The sequence below is a fragment of the Streptomyces sp. NPDC052107 genome (assembly GCF_040680215.1).
GTDB lineage: Bacteria > Actinomycetota > Actinomycetes > Streptomycetales > Streptomycetaceae > Streptomyces.
On the sequence record NZ_JBFAWG010000063.1, the window covers coordinates 1 to 23,088 of the forward strand.

Here is a 23,088-nt window from a genome sequence, read left to right on the forward strand (position 1 = left end):
TTGAGGCCGAAGGTCCGCCAGATCCGCGACACGGTGGACTGGCTCAGGCCACTGGCCGCGGCCATCTCCCGTGTCGACCAGTGCGTGGAGTTCTTCGGAGTGGTCTCCAGCGTCCGCACGACCACCTCCTCGACCTTCTCATCGCTGACCGTGCGGGGCGGACCGGGCCGCGGCTCGTCGGACAGACCCTCAAGCCGGTCGGCCGCGAACCGCTTACGCCACTTGGCCACAGTGACCGGATGGACCCCAAGCTCTGCCCCCACCGCGGTGTTCGAGCCGCCATCAGCGCACGCGAGTACGATCCGGCACCTCAACGCCAGAGCCTGCGAGGACGTTGCCCGCCGCGACCAGCGCAGCAGCGTTCCTCGCTCCTCGTCCGTCAGGACCACCTCGACCGTCGGCCGACCCATACGCGCCATGAGCCCAGCCTACTTCAATAGCGAAATAAAGACTCAGGACACTAGACGCCGTAGTTCCTGCGGAAGAGGTTCTCCGGGTCGTAGGTCTCCTTGACCCGGGCGAGCCTCTTGAGCGTTTCGGGGTCGTACAAGCCGGTGTTCCTGTCCCCGGCGCCGAAGGCGAAGTTGAGGGACCGCCCGAGGGCGACCTCGGCCAGCAGCGCGAACGCCGGGTCCAGCACGGCCCGGGCCCGCTCCCGCTCCCCGACCGTCAACAGCCGCAGCAGGAACCGCCCGTCGCGGTACGGCACCGCGTTCGGCGCCGGCCGGGCGAGCGCGCCGCCCAGGTGATTGACCTGCACGACACACATCAGGCCCGCCTCCGGCCCGGTCGCCCGCAGCAGCTCACCGGCCCGCTCCACGTCCAGTTCCCGCAGCACCGCGCTGTCGCCGTAGTAGGTGTGCGGGAAGTCCGGGTCGCTGTGGATGGTGTGGCTCTCGGCGTACGGCATCTCGCGCAGGGAGTCCGCGAACACCGGCCCGATCTCCCGCAGCGGGGCGACGATCCGCTCGCCGTCGGCTCCGGTGTGGGCGACCCGGACCGAGACGACGTACGTGCCGCGCAGGTGCGGGGGCAGGGCGGGCAGGTCCGGGTACGGCACGGCGGCGAAGGACGAGGTCAGCCCGTCGGGCACGGTCCGCGTCCAGGCCTCGTACGCCCGCAGCACGGCCGCCGGGTCCACCGCGCGCCCGTCGAAGGCGAGCGAGCCGCCGTACAGCGTCCGCACCGGTACGAGCCCGATCTCCAGGTCGGTCACGATCCCCAGGTTCTGCCCGGCGCCGAGCAGTGCCCAGTACAGCTCGGGGTCGGAGCCGGCGGTGACGTGCCGCGGTTCCCCGTCGGCGGTGACGAGCTCCAGCCACCGCACATGGTCGGCCGCGTAGCCGAACTCGCGGGCGAGGACGCCGAGTCCGCCGCCCAGGGTGTACGACACCGCGCCCACGCTCGGCGCCGACCCGTTCAACGGCGCCAGCCCGTACGGCTCGGCGGCCGCGACCACCTGCCTCCAGCGCACCCCGGCCTGCACCCGGACGGTACGGGCCTCCGGGTCGACCACGACCCGGTCCATCCGCCGGGTGCTGACGAGCAGCCCGCCCTCGTAGCCGCCGGGCAGCCCGTGCCCGGTCGCCTGCACCCCGACGGGCAGGCCCTCGGCCGCCGCGTACCGTACGGCGGCCACCACGTCGGCCGCCGAGCGGGCGGGCACGATCGCCGCCGGCCGCTGGGCGAAGCCGAGCTGGAAACCGGCGAGTTCGGCGCCGTAACCGGCGTCGCCGGGGCGGAGGAGGGCCAGGTCCAGGGCGTCGTCCACAGAGGTCATGGCATGCGGCATGGCCGCATAACCTGACAGGTGCCGTCAGGTTATGCGGCCATGTCCCGCGGCCGGGTCGGTGACGTCAGCCGGTGGTGACCTTCTCGGCCGGCTCGACGGCGGCGGGGGCCGTCGCGGCACGGCGGGACTCGATCTGCTGCTTCACCACAGCGATCACCACCACGACCGCCGCCACCGCAACCGACAGCAGCACCGTCTTGCGCCCGCTGCTCGCGCCCTCTGTGTCGGTGAGCATGTAACCCAGGACGAACACGATCAGCGCGGCCGTGGCCCAGGTCAGATATGGGTACAGCCACATCTTCACGACGAGCTTCTCCGGTGCCTCCCGCTGGATGATCCTGCGCATCCGCAGCTGCGAGAAGCAGATGACCAGCCATACGAACAGGGCCACCGCCCCGCTGGAGTTGAGCAGGAAGAGGAAGACGGAGTCCGGGTACTTGTAGTTGAAGAAGACCGCCACGAAGCCGAAGACGACGGACGACAGGATCGCCGCCATCGGCACGCCCCGGGAGGTGGTGCGGGCGAACGCCTTCGGGGCGTCACCGCGCTGGCCGAGCGAGAACGCCATGCGGGAGGCCGTGTACAGGCCGGAGTTGAGACAGGACAGCACCGAGGTCAGGATGATGACGTTCATGATCTGACCGGCGTTGGGGATGCCGAGCGAGTCCAGCGCGGCGACGTACGAGCCCTGCTTCGCGATGGACGGGTCGTTCCACGGCACCAGCGAGACCACGATGAGGATCGAGCCGAGGTAGAAGACGCCGATACGCCAGATGATGCTGTTGGTGGACTTGGTGACCGCACGCTGCGGGTCCTCCGACTCACCGGCCGCCAGGGTGGCGATTTCGCTGCCCATGAACGAGAAGACGACCAGCAGAACACCGGTGAGGATCGAGCCGGGCCCGTGTGGCAGGAACCCACCGTGATTCGTGAGGTTGCCGAAGGAAGCCTTGTCCGCGTGCACGCCCGGCAGTACGCCGAACACGGCCAGCAGACCGATGGCGATGAACGCGGCGATCGCCACGACCTTGATACCGGCGAACCAGAACTCGAACTCGCCGTAGGAGCCGACGGAGACCAGGTTGGTCGCGGTGAGCACGGTCATCACGATGAGCGCCCAGCCCCACTGCGGGATGCCCGGCACCCAGCCCGAGAGGATCTTGGCGCCGGCGGTGGCCTCGACGGCCAGCACGACGACCCAGAAGAACCAGTAGAGCCAGCCGATGGAGAACCCGGCCCAGCGGCCGAGCGCACGGTCGGCGTGCGCGGAGAAGGAGCCCGAGGTGGGGTTGGCGGCGGACATCTCGCCGAGCATGCGCATCACGAGGACGACGAGGGTGCCGACGAGGGCGTAGGACAGGAGGATGCCCGGTCCCGCGGTGGCGATACCGGAGCTGGAACCGACGAAGAGGCCGGCTCCGATGACACCACCGATCGCGATCATCGTCAGGTGGCGGTTCTTGAGTCCTGCTTGGAGGCCCGAACCAGGGGTCATTGGACGGATTTCCTTTGCGCCAGGAGGAGCAGCTCGTATGAGCGGTGTACGAGTCGGTCCAGTGAATCCGAGGCGAACGGATTCGGGAACCTCTGAATCCATATCGTTACTTGAGGTTCCCTTGAGGTTCTATGGTCCTGGTCACATTTTCCGAGGTCTGGCGAGGGTTCCTCGGGGGCCGGCGAGGTGCCGCCACCCGAGGCTGCTGCCCGGAATGGGGCGTGTCACACTCGTGGCATGCGCGTGTATCTCGGCTCCGACCATGCTGGCTACGAACTCAAGAACCACCTCGTCGAGTGGCTCAAGGCGGCGGGTCACGAGCCCGTCGACTGCGGACCGCACATCTACGACGCCCAGGACGACTACCCGCCCTTCTGCCTCCGCGCCGCCGAGCGGACGGCCGCGGACCCCGACGCCCTCGGCATCGTGATCGGCGGCTCCGGCAACGGTGAGCAGATCGCCGCGAACAAGGTGAAGGGCGTGCGGGCGGCGCTGGCCTGGAGCGAGGAGACCGCGACGCTGGGGCGGCAGCACAACAACGCCAACGTGGTGGCCGTGGGTGCGCGCATGCACAGCACGCAGGAGGCGACGAAGTTCGTCGAGGTCTTCCTCAACACGCCGTTCTCCGGTGACGAGCGTCACATCCGGCGGATCGACATGCTGTCGGCGTACGAGACGACGGGTGACCTGCCGCCGATCCCGGCGCACCACCCGCAGGGCTAGGCAAAGCACCCCCTGGGAGCAGAGCCCCAGGGGGTGCCCTCCCTGGGCTCCGCCCCGCACCCCGGTCTTGCCCACCCGTCCGGCCGTCTCGGTCGGCTGAAACGGCGCCGTCTCAGGGCTCCGGCCCCGGGCCGCTCCGGCCTGTTCGGTCACCTCTCGATCCAGCGAGACGCGTGGGCGGGTGGGCGAAAAGCGAAGGAAAGGACACCCCTGCCGTGCCGGAAGGGCACACCATCCACCGGCTGGCCCAGGACTACGCCGAGCGCTTCCAGGGCACGGCCCCGCGCGTCACCAGCCCCCAGGGCAAGTTCTCCGACGCCGCCGCGCTCCTGGACCGCGCGGAACTGACGGCCACCGAAGCCCACGGCAAGCACCTCTTCCTCCGCTTCCGGGACACCGACTGGGTCCACATCCACCTCGGCCTCTTCGGCAAGGTCGGCTTCGGCGACGCCCCCGCACCCCCGCCGACCGGCACCGTCCGGCTCCGGCTCGCGAACGACACGGCGTACGTGGACCTCCGCGGTCCCACCACCTGCGCACTGATCACCGACGCCGAGAAGCAGGCCGTACACGCCCGCCTCGGCCCCGACCCGCTCCGCGAGGACGCCGACCCGCAGACGGCGTACCGCAGGATCTCCCGCAGCCGTACGACGATCGCCGCGCTGCTCATGGACCAGAAGATCGTCGCCGGCGTCGGCAACGTCTACCGCGCCGAGGTTCTGTTCCGGCACGGCATCGACCCGTACCGCGCGGGCAAGGACCTCAGCCGCGCCGAGTGGGGCGCCCTATGGGCCGACCTCGTCGAGCTGATGCACGAAGGGGTCCGGAAGAACCGGATCGACACGGTCCGGGCCGAGCACACCCCGGAGACCATGGGCCGGCCACCGCGCGTGGACGACCACGGCGGCGAGGTGTACGTCTACCGCCGCGCCACCCTGCCCTGCCACATCTGCGGCGCCGAGATCCGCACCGCCGGCCTCGCCGCCCGCAATCTCTTCTGGTGCCCCACCTGTCAGCGGAGGTGACCGGGCACTAGAAGCCGTGCGGCAGCCACGGGGCCACCGGTGAGCCGAACGCCACCGACGCCTCCGTCAGCGCCCCCGGCCGCAGCTCCCGTACCCGTCCGGCCGCCGCGAGCGACAGCAGCGTCACGCCGCTGAGGTAGGACGCGCCCAACTCCCGTACGGAGAGCGAGAGATCGGCGGCGTCGGTCGTACGCTCGCAGGACGCGCCCTTCGTGTCCCCGGTCAGGCGCCAGCGCCCCGCGTTCCACGGGCAGAAGGTGTCCTCCACCTCCAGCACGACGTCCACGGGTGCCTGATACGTGCGCGCCGACAGTGCCGTACCCACGTCGACGAGACGCACGTACGCGTCGTCCTTCAGGCGCGGCCGGCAGCGGCGGGGGTCCGAGACCAGGTAGCGCCAGGCGTCGTCGAGCGGTCGCGATCGCACCGACAGCGTGGTCATCAGGTCGATGCCGAACAGGAACCGCCACAGCGCCGCCTCGGTGACGGGATCGAGCGCGGCCAGGTCCTTCAGGTGCACCGTGCCGTCGTGCCCGCTCTCGCCCCAGCCGATCTTGGTGCTGAAGCGGACGTATCCCGTGACCTCGCCGTCCCGTTCGGCGACCGCGCACTGCAGCGCCGACGCCCCGCCCCGCTCGCTCTCGGGGTCGAGGAGAGCGACCCGCTCCCAGCCGGGCTGCCGGGCCAGCATCCCGGGCCGCAGCGGCACCAGCGCCGCGTAGACCGCCTCGCAGGCGTCGAGGACGTCCGCGGGCGCCGCGTAGCGCAGGCGCACGTCGTCCACGCCGGGCGGCAGGGACAGCGTCACCCGGCTCGTGTCGATCTCGGCGGCAGTACGGAAGGTGGCCGCGGCGTACCCGAAGCGGCCGTAGATCGCGGGCTCGGACGCGGTCAGCACCGCGAGCGGCTCACCCAGCGCCCGTACGTCGTCCAGCTGCCGGCGCATCATGGAGGTCAGCACCCCGCGCCGCCGGTGGGTGGCCGCCACGCTCACCATGGTCACGCCGGCCGCCGGGACCGCGGCCCCGCCCGGCACGGTGATCCGGAAGCTGAACGCCCCCGTCGTGCCGACGACCTCGTCCCCGTCCCATGCGGCCAGGGACCGGTCGAACTCGGTGAGGGATTTGTCCAGTTCGCGCTCCTCCGGGGGTGCCGCCTGGGCGCCGAAGGCGCGGTACAGGACGTCGTACCACCGGTCCCAGTCGGACTCGCGCAGCACCCGCAACTCGGTTTCCCGGTCAGTCCCCATGAGCCATGCGTACCAGGGCGCCGCGGGACGAGCCAGCGAATTTCCCCCGGACGGCGGCGCGATGGCCTCGCGTGCCGTTCACTGTGGGGACGAACCGACGACGAACCCACGACGAACCGCGAAGTCGAGCCTCGCACGAGGGACAAGTGGGACCTCCCGTGCCAAGCAGCCGGTCCGATGGATAGGGTCGCGAACTAATGGCAGCAGGACGAGAGCGGCGCGCGAAGGCCGAGACGTTCACGGCCCGGTGGAAGATGCAGTGGCACCGGGCCCGCACCGGCCTGCGCAGAAGCGCCGTGGACTACTTCCGCGGCGACGGCTCCGACTGGATCGCGTTCGCCGGACTGCTGCTCACCATCCCCGTCCTCATGGCCATGACCCTGGTCGACTCGGTGTGGTGCTCCCCGGCCACCCTGGTGCTGCCGATCATCGCCGGCGGCCTGCTGCTGCGCCCGGCGAGCCTGCTCGGCCTGTACGCGGCGGGGGCCACCGCGCTGATCGTGGAGTCGGTACGGCTCGGCCCGTACACCGAGGGCCCGTCGCGGGTCACTCCGGGTGTGGTGCTGGTCGTGGCCGCCTGCGGTTTCTTCGGGCTGCTGACCGCGCAGTTCCGCAGCCGGGTCGGGGTGCCCTGGCGGCGCGGCGGCACCATGCTGTTCGACCTGCGCGAGCGGATCCGGGTGCAGAGCAAGCTGCCGAAGCTGCCGCAGGGCTGGCACCACGAGATGGCGCTGCGGCCGGCCGGCGGGCAGTCCTTCTCCGGGGACTTCGTGGTCGCGGCCCGGACCAACGGCGGCCGCACGCTGGAGGTCGTGCTCACGGACGTGTCCGGCAAGGGCATGGACGCGGGGTCGCGCGCCCTGCTGCTGTCCGGCGCCTTCGGGGGCCTCCTGGGCTCCCTTCCCCCGCACGCCTTCCTTCCCGCCGCGAACGGCTACCTCCTCCGCCAGGACTGGGACGAGGGCTTCGCCACCTCCATCCATCTCGTCCTGGACCTCGACTCCGGCGACTACGAGCTGTACTCCGCCGGCCATCCGCCGGGGCTGCAGCTCAGCGCGGGCAGCGGACGCTGGGAGGAGAAGGCCGCCGAGGGGCCGCTGCTGGGTGTGTACGACGGCGCGCAGTTCGACTCCGTGAAGGGCTCGCTGCGGCCCGGGGATGTGTTGATGCTGTTCACGGACGGCTTGGTGGAAACCTCCGACCGCGACATCGTGGAGGGCATCGACCGGCTCACCGGCGAGGCCGACCGCTATGTCGCCGGCGGCTTCCACGGGGCCGCCTGGCATCTCATCGAGGCGGTGGCGAAGGACGTCAACGACGACCGGGCCCTGCTCCTGATCTGCCGCCGGCCGACGCCGCTGACCCGATGACACGGCTCACGCTCGCCGAGGTCGAGGCCCTCGCCCGCGCCGCCCACGAGGGCCAGACCGACAAGGCGGGACGGCCGTACGCCGAACATCTCGCCGCCGTCGCCGCCGGAGTGCGCGCCCGGGGCGGGGACGCGGAACAGATCGCGGCGGCCTGGCTGCACGACGCCGTCGAGGACGCCGCGCTCACCCGTCAGTGGCTGGAACAGGCGGCCCTGAGCGCCCGTACCAAGGCCATCGTGGACGCCCTCACCAAGCGGCCGGGGGAGGAGCCGGAGGCGTACGCGGGGCGCATCCTCGCCACGGACGGCGCGCGGCTGGTGAAGGAGGCCGACCTGGCGCACAACGCCGACCCGGAGCGGCTGGCGGTCCTGGACGAGCCGACCCGGAAACGACTGACCGGGAAGTACGCCCGGATGCGCGTACTTCTCGGTCCGGGGGAGTCGGGGCGAGGTCCTAGGCGCTGACCTTCTCGCGCTCACGTTCCTTGCGCTGCCGCTCGCGGGCCAGTTCCGCCGCGTCCTGCTTGAACGCCCACTCCATCTTCGGCTCCATCGCGAACCGGAAGACGCGCTGCACGGGCTTGGTGCACAGCAGGGTGACGGCGGCGCCGAAGGCGAGGGTCACCAGGATCTCGCCGAGCGGGCGGTGCAGCCAGGGGTGGTCGAACCAGCCGCGGTAGTCGGCGAACTTCACCAGGAAGCCGTGCAGCAGATAGCCGTACAGGGTGCCCGCGCCGAGTGCCGTGAACCACATCCTCCGGCGCGGCACCCAGGCGAAGAAGCAGGCCGTCAGCAGCAGCGAGCAGCCCATCATGGCGAGCGTCATCACCGGGCCGCTCCACCAGGGTGCGCCCAGCTCCTGTGCGGAGTCCCGGTGGTAGAACCACGCGGTGTTCATGCGCGGCACCGCCCACCAGCCGACGGCCAGCGCGGCGGCGAACACCGGCACCGCGGCGATCCGCACCGAGCGGCGGCGCACCAGCTGGAAGTGCTCGGGCTTCATGCACAGGCCGAGCACGAAGTACGGCAGGAACTGCAGGACGCGCTGCAGATCGAGGTCGTCACCGATGTTCGGGGTGACGGACGCCAGCATGGCGATGCCGAGGGCGACCGCGAACGGCGAGCGCACCAGCTTCCAGATCGGCGTCGTCAGCCGCCAGATGAACAGCGCGACCAGGAACCAGGTCAGGTACCAGGGATCGAGGAGGCTGATCTCCTCGTGCGAGCCCGTGATCAGGTTCTTGAACGTCGGATACGCGGTCTCGAAGAGGACGTACGGCACCACGACACCGGTGATCAGCCGCTTCAGCCGGTCCGGGCGCATGTCGAAACTGCGCGAGAAGAAGCCGGAGATGATGATGAACGCCGGCATGTGGAAGGAGTACACGACCGTGTACACGCCCTCCAGGATCCGGCTGTCGCTTTTCAGCGGCTCCCACGAGTGCCCCATGGCGACGAGCACGATCGCCAGGTACTTGGCGTTGTCGAAGAACGAGTCGCGCTGCCTGCCGCCGTGCTGCTTGCCGTCGCGCTGTGCGTCGTCGTGCTGTTTGCCGGGTCTGTCCGCCTTCGTCTGCTGCGCCTGCGTACTCAGCGGGGTACGCGGACTGGGCACTCCGTCCGCCGGCGACTGTGCCGGGGGGAGCGGCCTGCGGTTCTGGCCGGAGGGGGAGGCGGCGTCAAACATCTCAGGCACCCTAGCGTCGTCTGTGGGATTTCGTAAAACCCTCGCAGTCATTCCTGGTTAACGCCTTCGGGTACCCACTCATTTACAGAACTCGGCATCTCTGTCTACGTGATGGTGCGCACACAGAGGTCGTCAACTCACCCTCGATGTCCCGATTCATCCCGACTAAATGGGGCATACGGCGTCTCTGTGTCATCAATTCGAATTACCTGCGCACAGGATGTGTGGAGGCGGAAACGAAGTCGCGTAATTCCCGGGGGAGTCATGTGCGGGCGGCCCGGTCGAATTACTCCGCGGCCGATCGTCCGCGTCGGCCGGATGTCCGACGTTGTGTCACGGGCCGCATGACCGGGCCGGGTTGGTGGCACGATGGTTCTGGCGGGGGTGCGCGGGACGTACCCCCGGGCCGGGAGAGCGGACCGACCGAGGGTGTGATCAGTTGTGGCCATTTCACTGTCTGTGGTGGTGCTGTTGGCGATCATCCTTGTAGTGCTCCTGAGAGGGGGGAGCATCAAGGCGGGCCCCGCGATCGTCGCGGTCCTCTTCGGGTTCTTCCTCGCCTCGACCGGCATGGCCCCGTCCATCGACCGCTTCCTGAACTCGATAGCGGACTCCATCAGCTCGATCAAGTTCTGACCGGAGCGGCGCCGGCGGACCGGAACGCGCTGAACGGCTTCAGACGCTGAACAACTTCACACAACGGGGGCGTACGGGGATGGCGCTGCGCGACACGGACCCGGCGGAGATCGGCGGCTACCGCATCGAGGACCGCCTCGGCAGCGGTGGCATGGGCGTGGTCTACCTCGCCCGGTCCGCCTCGGCCGCCGGCTCGCGGGCAAGGTCGTCCACGACCAGTACGCCGACGACGAGTTCCGCATCGGTTCAGCCGCGAGGTAGCGGCCGCGCGCCAGGTCAGCGGCGCCTTCACGGCCCCCGTGGTGGACGCGGACGCCGACGCCCCGCGCCCCTGGATGGCCACGCTCTACATCCCCGGCGAGGACCTCGGCACCCACGTCCGCCGCCACGGCCCGCTGTCCCCGGACCGGCTGCGCGAACTCGCCGCCGGCCTCGCCGAGGCCCCGCGCGACGTCCACCGCGCCGGAGTCGTCCACCGGGACCTGAAACCGGCCAACGTCATGCTTGCCGAGGACGGCCCGCGCGTCATCGACTCCGGCGTCTCCCGCGCCGCCGAGTCCACCGCCGCCGACGCCCTGACCCAGACCGGCCGGGTGATGGGCACCCCGCCCTTCATGTCCCCCGAGCAGTTCACCTCCCCGCACGAGGTCGGCCCGGCCACCGACGTCTTCTCCCTCGGCGCGGTCCTCGTGTACGCCGCCACCCGGCGCGGCTCCTTCGACGGCGTGAGCCCCTGGGAGACGGCGACCCGCGTCGTCGACGGCACCCCCGGCCTCGACGGCGTCCCGGACCCGCTGCTCCCGTTCATCCGCCTCTGCCTGGAGAAGCACCCCAAGACCCGCCCGACCCCCGACGAGCTCCTGTCCTTCCTCCGCGACGGCCGGCTGCCCGACCGCGCCCCGGACGCCGGCCCGGCCCCGTCCGGCCCGGACCCGTCCGCCGCGGGCACCGAGCCCGCCCCCGGGCGCCGCCGCCGGCAGGTACTCCTCGCGGCCGCCGCCGTACTGACCGCAGTGGCCGCCACCAGCACCGTCGTCCTGGCCCACGACGGCGGCGGCAAGGGCACCCCCGCACGTCCTGCCGGCCGGCTGGCGCGCCCGGCACCGGCAGGCCGGGGACCCGGCGGGCAAGATCCCGAACAACGCGATCGGCAGCAGCCCCTTCACCGGGTGCGTCACCTCGCGGACGTCCCTGGTGTGCGCCGGCGACGGCATCATGGCCGCCCGGTTCGCCCTCGCCGACGGCCGCGACCCCTGGGCCCTGCCCATGGACGCCACGCCCGTGTCCCTGAGCCCCGACGGCGGCACGATCATCGGCACCCGCCCCGGCGGCGTGTACGCCATCGGTGCCGACGAGACCGGCATGTCGAAGCACAACGGCATCCGGACCCGCTACACCGTCCAGTCCCTCGACACGGCCACCGGCAAGGCGGCCTGGAAGACGGTCGTCGCCGACAACACGGACGGCATGGGCCCGGACACCGCAGGCGCCGTCGCCACCCAGGTCGTCTGGGGCCCAGTCAGCTGAGGATAGGGACGAGACCCAGCGCGAAGGCCACGTAGAAGCCGCCCGCCATGGCGAGGCGTGCCGGGGTGAGCTTGTGGGCGCGCATGGTCAGCAGCAGGTAGACGATCGCCGCCATGGTGATCAGTCCGGACCACAGCAGGGCGCCGTCGAAGTGCCAGCGGGTGAACAGCAGGCCCAGGCCGGAGGGGACGGTGGCCTGGATCATCATGGCGCCGGAGATGTTGGCCAGCGCCAGCTTGGTCTTGCCCTGGCGTACCCAGATCACAGCGTTCATGATCTCCGGCAGCTCGGTGGCGATCGGGGACAGCAGCAAGGCGGTCACCGCGGCGGGCAGGCCGAGCATCGGACCGATGGCGTCCAGCTGCTTCACGAACAGCTGCGACGCGAAGAAGATCACCACCAACGTGACAAGCGTCTGGGCGACCACTGCCCAGGTGGCGGGGGATGCGGCCTTGGGCTGGAACTTCAGCGGCTCCAGCTCCTCCTCTTCGCCTTCCTCGTCCTGGCCGCCACGGATCTCCCGCCAGAAGTAGACCGCGTACGCGGCGAAGAACAGCAGGCCGAGCGCGGGCTTGAAGGCGAAGGCGACCAGGCCAAGCCCTACCTTGACCATGAAGATCGGCAGGAACCATTTCTGGTCCTTTGCCAGCCGCTTCATGTCCTTGGCAGTGCCGAGCGCCTGCTCGGAACCGGAGGGCTGCGGGCCGAGCTCCGGGGGGCCTCCGGCACTCACGGCAACCAGCGAGGTCTCGTGTTCCTTGCGACGCCTGAGCAGCAGCATTGCGCCGGTCACGCCATAGGCGACCGTGGCAAGAGCCAGCGGACCGCCCATCGCGGCACCCACACCGACGTCCTTGGCCTCCGTGGTGGCGCCGGTGGTGACCGCCACGAGCGTGACAACGGACTCGGGCAGCGCGGTGCCGAAGGCGGCCAGGATCGTGCCGACCGCCATCCTGCCCACGTTGAGGCGCTCGCCGAGCCATTCCACGGCGTTGACGAACCACTCGCAGGACAGATAGATCGCCACCGCACAGGCGATCAACAGAACGAAGTGAATCACCGGTCTCGTCCAGCCTTCCCGCATCAGCAGGGGCTTCGAGGACGACCGCGCGAGGGAGATGGCGGCAGCTTCGACCCCGCCGACACGCATACGTCATCGACAAAGGGCCGAAGGTCTCGCCCACCCGCACAGACTGATACGGGCCCGGTCACCGGGAACCCGTCGCTGGGCTCCAGTGTGTCGATGACCGGTATTGCGGGGCTACTCCCCTTCGCGGCTGTCCACGATACACACCCATCGGGGATCCGCGGTGTCGCCTGTTTCCCATCTCCACTACGCGCGGGGGCCACAGCAGCGCTCGCGCCGCACTGATGTACCAGCACGCCACGGCCGAGCGAGAGCGTCTGATCGGACAGGCTGTGAGCGCGGTCGTCGAGCAGGCACACAAGCACGATCAGAATCCGAACGGACACGCAACGGGCACGTAGGTCCGAGCGAAGATCGGAAATGCATCAGGGCCAGGCGGAGGAATAATCCTCTGACCTGGCCCTGAGTCGTCAGAGCGGGCGACGGGAATCGAACCCGCGTAGCTAGTTTGGAAGACTAGGGCTCTACCATTGAGCTACGCCCGCAACAGTGCGCCGCAGGTCGGTCACCGCGGCACTGCAGGCATCGTAGCGGGTCGCCCGCCGTCGAGGCCAACGAGTTGATCCCCGGAGCCCTCGCGCGTGCCGCCTCGGACAATGCGGCCGACGTAACCGGCCGGGCCATGTAGCCTACGTGTCGCACCAGACGGGGTGTGGCGCAGCTTGGTAGCGCGTCCGCTTTGGGAGCGGAAGGCCGTGGGTTCAAATCCCGCCACCCCGACCACTTGCTCACGCACCTGCTCACGACGTCGTGATGATCGCCTTTTGGGGCGCTGACCGGCTGCGGTTACTATGCAAGCTGCGCGCCCGTGTGTCCCGGCCCACTCGGCCTACGAACTCCTCCGGGCGGCGAATCCGCCGGACCAGTCTGGCTCCGGCAGAAACCAAGAAGTCAGCCACAAGGAGACCGAACCGTGAAGAGCGCCGTGGAGACCCTGAACCCGACCCGGGTTCGGCTCACTGTCGAGGTGCCCTTCGAGGAGCTCAAGGACAGCCTCGACGCGGCGTACAAGAAGATCAACCAGCAGGTCACGGTGAAGGGCTTCCGCAAGGGCAAGATCCCGGCCCGGGTCATCGATCAGCGGTTCGGTCGTGGCGCCGTGCTGGAGGAGGCCGTCAACGACGCGCTTCCGAAGTTCTACACCGAGGCGGTCAACGAGGCCGAGCTCAGCCCGCTGGGCCAGCCCGAGGTCGACATCACCGAGCTGAAGGACGGCGAGACGCTGAACTTCACCGCCGAGGTCGACATCCGCCCGGCCCTGGAGATCCCGGACTACTCCGGCATCGAGGTCGAGGTCGACGCCGTCGAGGTCACCGACGAGGACATCGAGAAGTCGGTCGAGCAGCTGCGCGAGCGCTTCGCCTCCACCTCCCCGGTCGAGCGCGCCGCCGAGGACGGCGACGTCGTCACCATCGACCTGCAGGCCAAGGTCGACGGCGAGGTGCTGGAGGACGGAATCGCCAACGGCGTCTCCTACACCATCGGCTCCGGTGAGCTGCTGGACGGCATCGACGACGCCGTGAAGGGCCTGGAGGCCGGTGGCGAGGCCACCTTCACCTCCGAGCTCAAGGGCGGCTCGGCGGCCGGCAAGGAGTCCGAGGTCACCGTCAAGGTCACCCAGGTCGCCGCCCGTGAACTGCCCGAGCTGGACGACGAGTTCGCGCAGCTCGCCTCCGAGTTCGACACCCTGGACGAGCTGAAGGCCGACAGCCGCAAGCGCCTGGCCGACATGAAGCAGTTCGACCAGGCCACCCAGGCCCAGGAGCGGGTCCTGGAGAAGCTCCTCGAGCTGGTCGAGGTCCCGGTCCCCGAGAAGCTGCTCGAGGACGAGATCAACACCCGCAAGCACAACCTGGAGCACCACCAGCTCGCCCAGATGGGCCTGACCCTCGACAAGTACCTGGAGATCCAGGGCAAGACCGCCGAGGAGTTCGACGCCGAGACCCGCGAGGCCGCGGTCAAGGGCATCAAGACCCAGTTCGTCCTGGACGAGCTGGTCAAGAAGGAGCAGCTCAACGTCAACCAGGAGGAGCTCACCGAGCACCTCATGCGGCGTGCGGCGTCCTCCGGCATGTCCCCCGACCAGTTCGCCCAGGCCGTCGTCGAGGGCGGCCAGGTGCCGCTCCTGGTCGGCGAGGTCGCCCGCGGCAAGGCCCTGGCCGTCGTGGTCGAGGCCGCCACGGTGAAGGACACCAACGGCGAGATCGTCGACCTGGAGGACGAGGAGGAGACCGAGGCCGCCGAGGCGTCGGAGACCTCCGAGGAGAACGCCGAGGGCTGAGCGGGCCCTACGGCGCCCCTGACGACGTGGACGGGCCCCTGGGGAGTGTCTCCCGGGGGCCCTCTGTCGTACCCCGGGGGCAGTTCCGCAAGGGGCGCGGGGAACTGCCCGAACAACCCCCACGCACCCGCCCCCCGACGATCACCCGCACCACCCTCCACGAACCGCACCGGCGCCCAAGCGGAGCGCTACGCCCCCGGCGAACACCACCATCTCCGGGATTCCCCGAAGGGACCCTCGCGTTAGGGTCCATGAAAGGCAGAACAATGAGACGGCCCGGCGCCGTCGTAAGACGAGCAGGTGGATACGTGACGAATCTGATGCCCTCCGCCGCCGGCGAGCCTTCCATCGGTGGTGGCCTCGGCGACCAGGTCTACAACCGGCTGCTCGGCGAGCGGATCATCTTCCTCGGCCAGCAGGTTGACGACGACATCGCCAACAAGATCACCGCACAGCTGCTGCTCCTCGCCGCCGATCCGGACAAGGACATCTACCTCTACATCAACAGCCCCGGCGGCTCGGTGACGGCCGGCATGGCGATCTACGACACCATGCAGTACATCCCGAACGACGTGGTCACGATCGGCATGGGCATGGCGGCCTCGATGGGCCAGTTCCTGCTGACCGGCGGCACCGCCGGCAAGCGCTTCGCCCTGCCGCACACCGACATCATGATGCACCAGGGCTCCGCGGGCCTGGGCGGTACGGTCTCGGACATCAAGATCCAGGCCCAGTACCTGCTGCGCACGAAGAAGACCATGTCCGAGCTGACCGCGCTGCACTCCGGCCAGACGGTCGAGCAGATCATCCGCGACGGCGACCGCGACCGCTGGTTCACCCCGGAAGAGGCCAAGGAGTACGGTCTCATTGACGAGATCATCACGCACGCCTCGGGTGTTCCGGGAGGCGGCGGCACCGGTGCCTGACCGGCCCGGCCGCGCCAGGCACCGCCACGACCCCAGCCCCCAGAACGCCACCAGGACGGTGAACCCCATGAGCAACTTCCCCGGCGCCGCCAGCGGCATGTACGAGGGCCCCCGCCCCGACAGCCGCTACGTCATCCCGCGCTTCGTCGAGCGCACCTCCCAGGGCATCCGCGAGTACGACCCGTACGCGAAGCTCTTCGAGGAGCGCGTGATCTTCCTCGGCGTCCAGATCGACGACGCCTCCGCCAACGACGTCATGGCGCAGCTGCTGTGCCTGGAGTCGATGGACCCGGACCGGGACATCTCGATCTACATCAACAGCCCCGGTGGCGACATGACCGCCCTCACGGCGATCTACGACACGATGCAGTTCGTGAAGCCCGACATCCAGACGGTCTGCATGGGCCAGGCGGCCTCCGCGGCGGCCATCCTGCTCGCCGCCGGTACGCCCGGCAAGCGCATGGCCCTGCCGAACTCGCGCGTGCTGATCCACCAGCCGGCGGGCTCCACCGGCCGCGGTCAGCTCTCCGACCTGGAGATCATCGCCAACGAGTTCACCCGGATGCGTGAGCAGCTGGAGAACATGCTGGCCAAGCACTCGAACCAGCCGATCGAGAAGATCCGCGAGGACATCGAGCGCGACAAGATCCTCACGGCCGAGGAGGCGCTGGAGTACGGCCTCGTCGACCAGATCATCTCCACCCGCAAGCTGAACAACGCCGCGGTCCGCTGAGGCGGAGCGGCACACTCTTTGCCCCTCTTGGCACGGTGCACGTCAAAGTGAACCCTGCCAAGGGGGGCCCGAACACCGGGCCCGGCAAGGTACCGTCGGACATAAGGCAGCACCAGGAGCCGCTGGATTCGAAAGCGTCCAGGCGTCTCCCAGGCGAAGGGGAAGCACACCGTGGCACGCATCGGTGACGGCGGCGATCTGCTCAAGTGCTCGTTCTGCGGCAAGAGCCAGAAGCAGGTCAAGAAGCTCATCGCAGGGCCCGGTGTGTACATCTGCGACGAGTGCATCGATCTCTGCAACGAGATCATCGAGGAAGAGCTCGCGGAGACCAGCGAGGTGCGCTGGGAGGAGCTGCCCAAGCCGCGCGAGATCTACGAGTTCCTCGAGGGCTATGTGGTCGGCCAGGAGGCGGCGAAGAAGGCCCTCTCCGTCGCGGTGTACAACCACTACAAGCGGGTCCAGGCGGGCGAGAACGGCGGTCCGAGCGGCCGTGACGACGCCATCGAGCTGGCGAAGTCCAACATCCTCCTGCTGGGCCCCACGGGCTCCGGCAAGACCCTCCTCGCGCAGACTCTGGCGCGCATGCTGAACGTGCCGTTCGCGATCGCCGACGCCACCGCGCTCACGGAGGCCGGCTACGTCGGCGAGGACGTGGAGAACATCCTCCTGAAGCTGATCCAGGCGGCCGACTACGACGTGAAGAAGGCCGAGACCGGGATCATCTACATCGACGAGATCGACAAGGTGGCGAGGAAGAGCGAAAACCCCTCGATCACCCGCGACGTCTCGGGCGAGGGCGTCCAGCAGGCGCTGCTGAAGATCCTCGAAGGCACCACGGCCTCCGTCCCGCCACAGGGCGGCCGCAAGCACCCCCACCAGGAGTTCATCCAGATCGACACGACGAACGTCCTGTTCATCGTGGGCGGTGCCTTCGCCGGCCTGGAGAAGATCATCGAGGCCCGTGCGGGCGCGAAGGGCATCGGCTTCGGCGCCACGATCCTCTCCAAGCGCGAGCTGGAGTCGAAGGACGTCTTCGAGGACGTCATGCCGGAAGACCTGGTCAAGTTCGGCATGATCCCCGAATTCATCGGCCGCCTGCCGGTGATCACGTCGGTCCACAACCTGGACCGCGAAGCGCTCCTCAAGATCCTGGTGGAACCCCGCAACGCCCTGGTCAAGCAGTACCAACGCCTCTTCGAACTCGACGGCGTGGAACTGGACTTCGAGCGCGAGGCCCTGGAGGCCATCGCCGACCAGGCCATCCTCCGCCAGACCGGCGCCCGAGGCCTCCGCGCCATCATGGAGGAAGTCCTCCAGGGCGTCATGTACGAGGTCCCGTCCCGCAAGGACGTGGCCCGCGTGGTCATCACGGCGGACGTCGTCCTCTCCAACGTCAACCCGACCCTGATCCCTCGGGACGCCCGGGGGCGGGGCTCCGGGGAGCAGAAGTCGGCGTAACGAGTCCTGGAGGTGCAGGAGGCCTCCGCCTCTCTGCCGCCGGGTACGCGGCCGCCCGGCAACGGCAGACCGTCACCTCTACGAGGTGGCGGTCAGGCACCGGCCAAGTCGCCGCGAAGTGGGTCAATGTGGCCGAAATGAGAGCCTGGTGATCTCCCGACGGTGTGCGGGGGTGTGAGAAAGGGCCCCCGGTGGGGGCCCTTCCGTGTAACGGCCGACGGCGTCAGGCCTTGACGCGGACGTCGTTGCGCAGCTTGGCCGCGAGTTCTGCGGCGTCGTCGACCGACTCGCCCTGGCCCGAGGCGAGGGAGGCGACGCTGTACGACGAGACGAGGGCGACGGTGCTGTGGTCGCCCCAGATGCACATCGGCAACTTCATGGTCTTCGGAACACCTGCGTCCGAGGCGGACGAGCCGCTGGTGTCGATCTCGGCGACCTGACACTTCATGACGCCGTTGGAGAAGCCGGCCGGATGCACGGTCTCAGGGCTGCCGATCAGCTTGCCCTTGGTGTCGGAGTTGCTCTGGTCCTTCTCGGACTCCGTCTTGGCCTTGGCGAACATGGCGTCGACGACCGCCTCGGGGTCGTCGATCGTCCCGTAGACGCCGCTGAAACCGAGGCCCTTCAAGGTCAGGCCCTTGCCGTTCTGGTACTTGGCGCTGACCTCGGTGGGGTTCTTCACCCCCCACTTCTCGAAGTCCGACTTGTCGGAGTCGCTGATGTCGTCCGAGGAGTCGGAGTTGCCGGACTTCGTGTACGTGCCGTTGATGACAGACCCCGGCGCCGTCAGCTTGTGCGGTCCGTCGTCCGTGACGCTCGTGCTGCTGCTGCCGCCGAGCACGAAGTACGCCCCCACGGCCACGGCCGCCACCACGGCCACCGCGCCGATGATCAGGCCCGTCTTCTTCTTGCCGCCGCCCGCCTGGGGTGCCTGCGGCATGCCGTAGGGCTGCTGCTGGCCGTAGGGGTTGGGCTGCTGGCCGTACGGGTTCGGCTGCTGCGGCACGCCGCCCTGCTGCGGGTAGCCGTACCCCGGCTGCGGCGGAGCGGCCGGAGGTGCCTGCTGGGGGTAGCCGTAGCCGGGCTGCGGGGCCTGCGGCGGCTGGCCGTAGGGGCCCGGCTGACCGTAGGGCCCCGGCTGGCCGTACGGACCCGGCTGCCCCGGCTGGCCGTACGGACCCGGCTGCTGGGGCGGGCCGCCGTACGGGCCCGGCTGGTTGTTGCTCATCTCTGGGTTCCCCTCCAGATCCTTATGCGTTCCGAACATCCTGTCCTAAGAGGCGGTTGATCGGACCGTCGGGGGCCCAGCCGTTACCAATCCTGCTGGTTTCACTACATCCCTGTGACACGGCGCCGCCCTAGCCGTGACCTGATCCAGGTGCAGGCGTTAAACAGAGCGTTGTCGCATGTTCGTATGAGCATGGTTCAGGTGTGTCGTCGGGGAGGTGGCGGTGAGTCAGGGGGCAACGGGAGAGGGGCGCGTGCAGCCGAGCAGGCGCGCAACAAGGGGATGGCCCGGTTCCAGTCCAAGATGTCCCGCTGGCGCACGGGTTCTCGTCGGCACCGCAGGCCTGCCGAGGCGAAGAGGAAGCTGCGGGCGAAAGCCAACCGATTCATCCGGGAACAGGTGGCGGCGCATGAGCGATCGATTGCCGACGGCATCGACGTGGTCGTTCGACACGTCAACAGCTGTCGCAATGGGAGCGAGGAACCCGGGAACGGCAGCTTGCCTATGAGACCGGACTGCCGATCCAGCACATCAGTGAGGCGAACTCGTCGCAGACATGCCCCTTCCGCCTCCAACGCCGCAAAGTGCGTGGTCGCAGGTACATCTGCGCGAACAAGGATTGCGCCCTGGTGCTGCACCGGGACGCTGTGGGCGTGGTGAACATCCACACCCTTGCCGTCAATGACGGGACCTTCGTCCCGGTCCCACCCGGTACCGAGATCCGGGTGAAGTGTCTACGAGCCCAACCCGGCTGCTCGCCTGGCCAGCGGGAGCGCCATGGTCTCCACCAGCGTAGTAGTGCCCGGCAACCGGGCCACCTGTACCGATGATGTCAGCGGTGCGGGCGTTGCTGCCCTTCCCAAGGGGGAACCGCAGTGATCGAACAGGACGGTGCCGCCACCTCCTCGGAGGTACCGGCTGGGCGACCGCTCCTACCGTCCGAAGGGTCCCGGAAGGCAGAAACCCCGGCGTTTTCGTCGGGGAGGTTCACGCCTCTAAACTGGCTGGGTGACCGAGAATGCTCAGCAGCAGCCACCCGCGCCCGACTCCGAACTGCCGACCCAGTACGCGCCGGCCGATGTAGAGGGGCCGCTGTACGAGCGCTGGGTAGAGCGGGGTTACTTCGAGGCGGACGAGAAGAGTGACAAGCCGCCGTACACGATCGTCATCCCGCCGCCGAACGTCACGGGCAGCCTGCACCTGGGCCACGCCTTCGAGCACACCCTCATCGACGCCCTGACCCGCCGTAAGCGCATGCAGGGCTACGAGACGCTCTGGCAGCCCGGCATGGACCACGCCGGTATCGCCACGCAGAACGTCGTCGAGAGGGAGCTGGGCAAGGAGGGGAAGTCCCGGCACGACCTCGGGCGAGAGGCCTTCGTCGAGCGCGTCTGGCAGTGGAAGGCCGAGTCCGGTGGTCAGATCAGCGGGCAGATGCGGCGCCTCGGTGACGGCGTCGCCTGGTCGCGTGAGCGGTTCACGATGGACGAGGGGCTTTCGCAGGCCGTCCAGACCATCTTCAAGCGGCTCTACGACGACGAGCTGATCTACCGCGCCGAGCGCATCATCAACTGGTGTCCCCGGTGTCTGACCGCGATCTCCGACATCGAGGTCGAGTACCAGGACGACGACGGCGAGCTCGTCTCCATGAAGTACGGCGACGGGGACGACACCATCGTCGTCGCCACCACCCGTGCCGAGACGATGCTCGGCGACACCGCCGTCGCCGTTCACCCGGACGACGAGCGCTACAAGCACCTCGTCGGCAAGCTCATCAGGCTCCCGCTGACCGACCGTTCCATCCCGGTCGTCGCGGACACCCACGTCGACCCCGAGTTCGGCACCGGCGCCGTCAAGGTCACCCCGGCCCACGACCCGAACGACTTCGAGATCGGCCAGCGGCACGACCTGCCGTCCATCACGATCATGGACGAGCACGCCGTCATCACGGCCCACGGCCCCTTCCAGGGCCTGGACCGGCTGGAGGCCCGCTCGGCGATCGTCGCCGCGCTGCGCGCCGAGGGCCGGATCGTCGCCGAGAAGCGGCCGTACGTCCACTCCGTCGGACACTGCTCGCGCTGCAAGACCACCATCGAGCCGCGCCTGTCGATGCAGTGGTGGGTCAAGGTCGGCCCGCTGGCGAAGGCCGCCGGCGACGCCGTCCGCGACGGCCGTGTCAAGATCCACCCGCAGGAGATGGAGAAGCGGTACTTCGACTGGGTGGACAACCTCCACGACTGGTGCATCTCGCGGCAGTTGTGGTGGGGTCACCGGATTCCGGTGTGGTATGGCCCGAACGGCGAGGTCGTCTGCGTCGGCCCGAACGACGAGCCGCCGACCGGAGAGGGCTGGCACCAGGACACCGACGTCCTCGACACCTGGTTCTCCTCCGGCCTGTGGCCGTTCTCCACCCTCGGCTGGCCCGAACAGACCGAGTCGCTCGCGAAGTTCTACCCGAACTCCGTCCTGGTCACCGGCTACGACATCCTCTTCTTCTGGGTCGCCCGGATGATGATGTTCGGCCTGTACGCGATGGACGGCACCCCGCCGTTCCACACCATCGCCCTGCACGGCATGGTCCGCGACCAGTTCGGCAAGAAGATGTCGAAGTCCTTCGGCAACGCGGTCAACCCGCTGGACTGGATGGACAAGTACGGCTCCGACGCCCTCCGGTTCACCCTCGCGCGCGGCGCCAACCCGGGCGTCGACGTCCCGATCGGCGAGGACTGGGTCCAGGGCTCCCGCAACTTCGCCAACAAGATCTGGAACGCCACCCGTTTCGCCCTCATGAACGGCGCGACGGTGGAGGGCCCCCTGCCGGACCCGTCCCGTATGTCCGCGACGGACCGTTGGATCCTGTCCCGCCTGAACTCGGTCGTGGCCGAAGTCGACGCCTACTACGACGACTTCCAGTTCGCCAAGCTGTCGGACACCCTCTTCCACTTCGCGTGGGACGAGGTCTTCGACTGGTACGTCGAGCTGTCCAAGACGGTCTTCCAGGCGGGCGGCGAGCCGGCCGAGGTCTCCAAGCGAGTCCTGGGCGAGGTCCTCGACGTCACCCTCAAGCTGCTGCACCCGGTGGTCCCCTTCGTCACGGAGACCCTGTGGACGACGCTGACGGGTGGCGAGTCGGTGGTCATCGCCGAGTGGCCCAAGGACAGCGGCTTCCGTGACGCGGCGGCCGAACGGGAGATCGAGACCCTCCAGTCGGTCATCACCGAGGTCCGCCGCTTCCGCGCCGACCAGGGCCTGCAGCCCGGCCAGCGCGTCCCGGCCCGCCTGACGCTCGACGGTACGGCCCTCGCCCCGCACGAGGCCGCCATCCGCCAGCTCCTGCGTCTGCAGCCGGAGGGCGACTCCTTCACGGCCACGGCCACCCTGCCGGTCGCCGGCGCCGAGGTCGCGCTCGACCTCTCCGGCACGATCGACGTGGCCGCCGAGCGCAAGCGCCTCGCCAAGGACCTGGCCGCCGCCGAGAAGGAGAAGGCCCAGGCCACGGCCAAGCTCGGCAACGAGGCCTTCCTCGCGAAGGCCCCGGAGAACGTGGTGGACAAGATCCGCACGCGCCTGTCCAAGGCGGAGGACGACATCGCCCGCATCCAGGCCCAGCTGGAGAAGCTGCCGCAGGCGTGAGTCCGTTACGTGAGTGAAGGCCCCCGGTGCGTTCGAGTACCGGGGGCCTTCACCTGCCCACAGGGGCGCGGGGAACCGCGCGACCAGCCACACATCACCCGCACTCGCACGACATCACCAGCCGCCCCCTTCGGCAGGCGCGCCAAGCCACTGCACCCATTGTCGGTGCCGCTCCGTAA

The 23,088-nt window shown here is 69.2% G+C and carries 18 protein-coding genes, 2 tRNA genes and 1 pseudogene; 13 read left to right on the forward strand and 8 right to left on the reverse strand.

Annotated features, from left to right (window positions below; translation table 11 throughout):
• The 3 genes from AB0M27_RS36440 to AB0M27_RS36450 all read right to left on the reverse strand — a co-directional run.
• A partial coding sequence (locus AB0M27_RS36440; RefSeq protein ID WP_365728536.1) for a helix-turn-helix domain-containing protein occupies window positions 1-410 on the reverse strand: 410 nt, incomplete at its 3' end.
• Between the two features lie 50 nt (window positions 411-460).
• Entirely contained in the window at window positions 461-1,780 is a 1,320-nt protein-coding gene (locus tag AB0M27_RS36445) for an FAD-binding oxidoreductase (protein ID WP_365728478.1), read from the reverse strand.
• Window positions 1,781-1,856: 76 nt separating this feature from the next.
• Window positions 1,857-3,287 carry an amino acid permease gene (locus AB0M27_RS36450; protein ID WP_365728480.1) on the reverse strand — a complete coding sequence of 477 codons (1,431 nt, stop codon included), beginning with the start codon at window positions 3,285-3,287 and terminating at the stop codon, window positions 1,857-1,859.
• Between the two features lie 237 nt (window positions 3,288-3,524).
• Between AB0M27_RS36450 and AB0M27_RS36455 the strand changes: the two genes are divergently transcribed.
• Entirely contained in the window at window positions 3,525-4,010 is a 486-nt protein-coding gene (locus AB0M27_RS36455; RefSeq protein ID WP_365728483.1) for a ribose-5-phosphate isomerase, read from the forward strand.
• Between the two features lie 215 nt (window positions 4,011-4,225).
• Window positions 4,226-5,035, forward strand: coding sequence for a DNA-formamidopyrimidine glycosylase family protein (locus AB0M27_RS36460; RefSeq protein ID WP_365728485.1), 810 nt, complete (start codon window positions 4,226-4,228; stop codon window positions 5,033-5,035).
• A gap of 7 nt (window positions 5,036-5,042) precedes the next feature.
• On the opposite strand, the gene AB0M27_RS36465 is transcribed toward AB0M27_RS36460, so the two are convergent.
• Window positions 5,043-6,284, reverse strand: coding sequence for a GNAT family N-acetyltransferase (locus tag AB0M27_RS36465; protein ID WP_365728487.1), 1,242 nt, complete (start codon window positions 6,282-6,284; stop codon window positions 5,043-5,045).
• A 197-nt stretch (window positions 6,285-6,481) separates the two neighbouring features.
• Here AB0M27_RS36465 and AB0M27_RS36470 point away from each other — a divergent pair, with 197 nt between their 5' ends.
• Entirely contained in the window at window positions 6,482-7,654 is a 1,173-nt protein-coding gene (locus AB0M27_RS36470; RefSeq protein ID WP_365728489.1) for a PP2C family protein-serine/threonine phosphatase, read from the forward strand.
• Window positions 7,651-8,118, forward strand: a complete 468-nt coding sequence (locus AB0M27_RS36475) for an HD domain-containing protein (protein ID WP_365728491.1) — start codon at window positions 7,651-7,653, stop codon at window positions 8,116-8,118. The genes AB0M27_RS36470 and AB0M27_RS36475 overlap by 4 nt, the downstream gene beginning before the upstream one ends.
• Here the strand turns inward: AB0M27_RS36475 and AB0M27_RS36480 are convergent.
• Window positions 8,108-9,340: an acyltransferase family protein gene (locus AB0M27_RS36480; RefSeq protein WP_365728493.1), complete on the reverse strand. Its 1,233-nt coding sequence runs from the start codon at window positions 9,338-9,340 to the stop codon at window positions 8,108-8,110. The two genes, AB0M27_RS36475 and AB0M27_RS36480, sit on opposite strands and share 11 nt — an antisense overlap.
• 441 nt (window positions 9,341-9,781) lie before the next feature.
• On the opposite strand from AB0M27_RS36480, the gene AB0M27_RS36485 reads away from it, so the two are divergent.
• Complete coding sequence (locus tag AB0M27_RS36485) at window positions 9,782-9,976, forward strand: hypothetical protein (protein WP_323374857.1); 195 nt, start codon at window positions 9,782-9,784, stop codon at window positions 9,974-9,976.
• A 79-nt stretch (window positions 9,977-10,055) separates the two neighbouring features.
• A pseudogene (locus AB0M27_RS36490) lies at window positions 10,056-10,851 on the forward strand (serine/threonine-protein kinase); the annotation flags it as partial.
• Window positions 10,852-11,495: 644 nt separating this feature from the next.
• On the opposite strand, the gene AB0M27_RS36495 reads toward AB0M27_RS36490, so the two are convergent.
• Together AB0M27_RS36495 and AB0M27_RS36500 are read right to left on the reverse strand one after the other, a co-directional pair.
• Window positions 11,496-12,563: a sodium:calcium antiporter gene (locus AB0M27_RS36495; protein ID WP_365728496.1), complete on the reverse strand. Its 1,068-nt coding sequence runs from the start codon at window positions 12,561-12,563 to the stop codon at window positions 11,496-11,498.
• 501 nt (window positions 12,564-13,064) lie between these two features.
• A tRNA-Gly gene (locus AB0M27_RS36500) sits at window positions 13,065-13,135 on the reverse strand.
• A gap of 161 nt (window positions 13,136-13,296) precedes the next feature.
• Here AB0M27_RS36500 and AB0M27_RS36505 point away from each other — a divergent pair.
• The 5 genes from AB0M27_RS36505 to clpX all read left to right on the forward strand — a co-directional run bounded on the left by AB0M27_RS36505 (window position 13,297) and on the right by clpX (window position 18,048).
• Window positions 13,297-13,373: transfer RNA gene (locus AB0M27_RS36505), tRNA-Pro, on the forward strand.
• Between the two features lie 190 nt (window positions 13,374-13,563).
• Window positions 13,564-14,931, forward strand: a complete 1,368-nt coding sequence (gene tig, locus AB0M27_RS36510) for a trigger factor (protein WP_365728498.1) — start codon at window positions 13,564-13,566, stop codon at window positions 14,929-14,931.
• Window positions 14,932-15,251: 320 nt separating this feature from the next.
• On the forward strand, window positions 15,252-15,857 hold the full coding sequence (locus tag AB0M27_RS36515) for an ATP-dependent Clp protease proteolytic subunit (RefSeq protein WP_365728538.1): 606 nt from the start codon (window positions 15,252-15,254) through the stop codon (window positions 15,855-15,857).
• 67 nt (window positions 15,858-15,924) lie between these two features.
• Window positions 15,925-16,590, forward strand: coding sequence for an ATP-dependent Clp protease proteolytic subunit (locus tag AB0M27_RS36520; protein WP_055703582.1), 666 nt, complete (start codon window positions 15,925-15,927; stop codon window positions 16,588-16,590).
• Window positions 16,591-16,761: 171 nt separating this feature from the next.
• The gene (gene clpX, locus AB0M27_RS36525; protein WP_365728501.1) at window positions 16,762-18,048 is read left to right on the forward strand and encodes an ATP-dependent Clp protease ATP-binding subunit ClpX; all 1,287 of its coding nucleotides are present in this window, start codon (window positions 16,762-16,764) and stop codon (window positions 18,046-18,048) included.
• A gap of 223 nt (window positions 18,049-18,271) precedes the next feature.
• On the opposite strand, the gene AB0M27_RS36530 is transcribed toward clpX, so the two are convergent.
• Window positions 18,272-19,276: a hypothetical protein gene (locus AB0M27_RS36530; RefSeq protein ID WP_365728503.1), complete on the reverse strand. Its 1,005-nt coding sequence runs from the start codon at window positions 19,274-19,276 to the stop codon at window positions 18,272-18,274.
• Window positions 19,277-19,737: 461 nt separating this feature from the next.
• On the opposite strand from AB0M27_RS36530, the gene AB0M27_RS36535 reads away from it, so the two are divergent.
• Complete coding sequence (locus AB0M27_RS36535; RefSeq protein WP_365728539.1) at window positions 19,738-20,106, forward strand: zinc ribbon domain-containing protein; 369 nt, start codon at window positions 19,738-19,740, stop codon at window positions 20,104-20,106.
• A gap of 178 nt (window positions 20,107-20,284) precedes the next feature.
• Window positions 20,285-22,909: a valine--tRNA ligase gene (locus tag AB0M27_RS36540; protein WP_365728505.1), complete on the forward strand. Its 2,625-nt coding sequence runs from the start codon at window positions 20,285-20,287 to the stop codon at window positions 22,907-22,909.
• The last annotated feature ends 179 nt before the right edge of the window (window positions 22,910-23,088 follow it).

What these genes read in the sequence shown, in the direction of transcription:
- AB0M27_RS36515 (WP_365728538.1), top strand. Translation starts at nt 15,252, where the DNA reads ATGCCCTCCGCCGCCGGCGAGCCTTCCATCGGTGGTGGCCTCGGCGAC.
- AB0M27_RS36475 (WP_365728491.1), top strand. Translation starts at nt 7,651, where the DNA reads ATGACACGGCTCACGCTCGCCGAGGTCGAGGCCCTCGCCCGCGCCGCC.
- AB0M27_RS36520 (WP_055703582.1), top strand. Translation starts at nt 15,925, where the DNA reads ATGAGCAACTTCCCCGGCGCCGCCAGCGGCATGTACGAGGGCCCCCGC.
- AB0M27_RS36450 (WP_365728480.1), bottom strand. Translation starts at nt 3,287, where the DNA reads ATGACCCCTGGTTCGGGCCTCCAAGCAGGACTCAAGAACCGCCACCTG.
- AB0M27_RS36455 (WP_365728483.1), top strand. Translation starts at nt 3,525, where the DNA reads ATGCGCGTGTATCTCGGCTCCGACCATGCTGGCTACGAACTCAAGAAC.
- AB0M27_RS36465 (WP_365728487.1), bottom strand. Translation starts at nt 6,284, where the DNA reads ATGGGGACTGACCGGGAAACCGAGTTGCGGGTGCTGCGCGAGTCCGAC.
- AB0M27_RS36530 (WP_365728503.1), bottom strand. Translation starts at nt 19,276, where the DNA reads ATGAGCAACAACCAGCCGGGCCCGTACGGCGGCCCGCCCCAGCAGCCG.
- AB0M27_RS36445 (WP_365728478.1), bottom strand. Translation starts at nt 1,780, where the DNA reads ATGACCTCTGTGGACGACGCCCTGGACCTGGCCCTCCTCCGCCCCGGC.
- AB0M27_RS36470 (WP_365728489.1), top strand. Translation starts at nt 6,482, where the DNA reads ATGGCAGCAGGACGAGAGCGGCGCGCGAAGGCCGAGACGTTCACGGCC.
- AB0M27_RS36480 (WP_365728493.1), bottom strand. Translation starts at nt 9,340, where the DNA reads ATGTTTGACGCCGCCTCCCCCTCCGGCCAGAACCGCAGGCCGCTCCCC.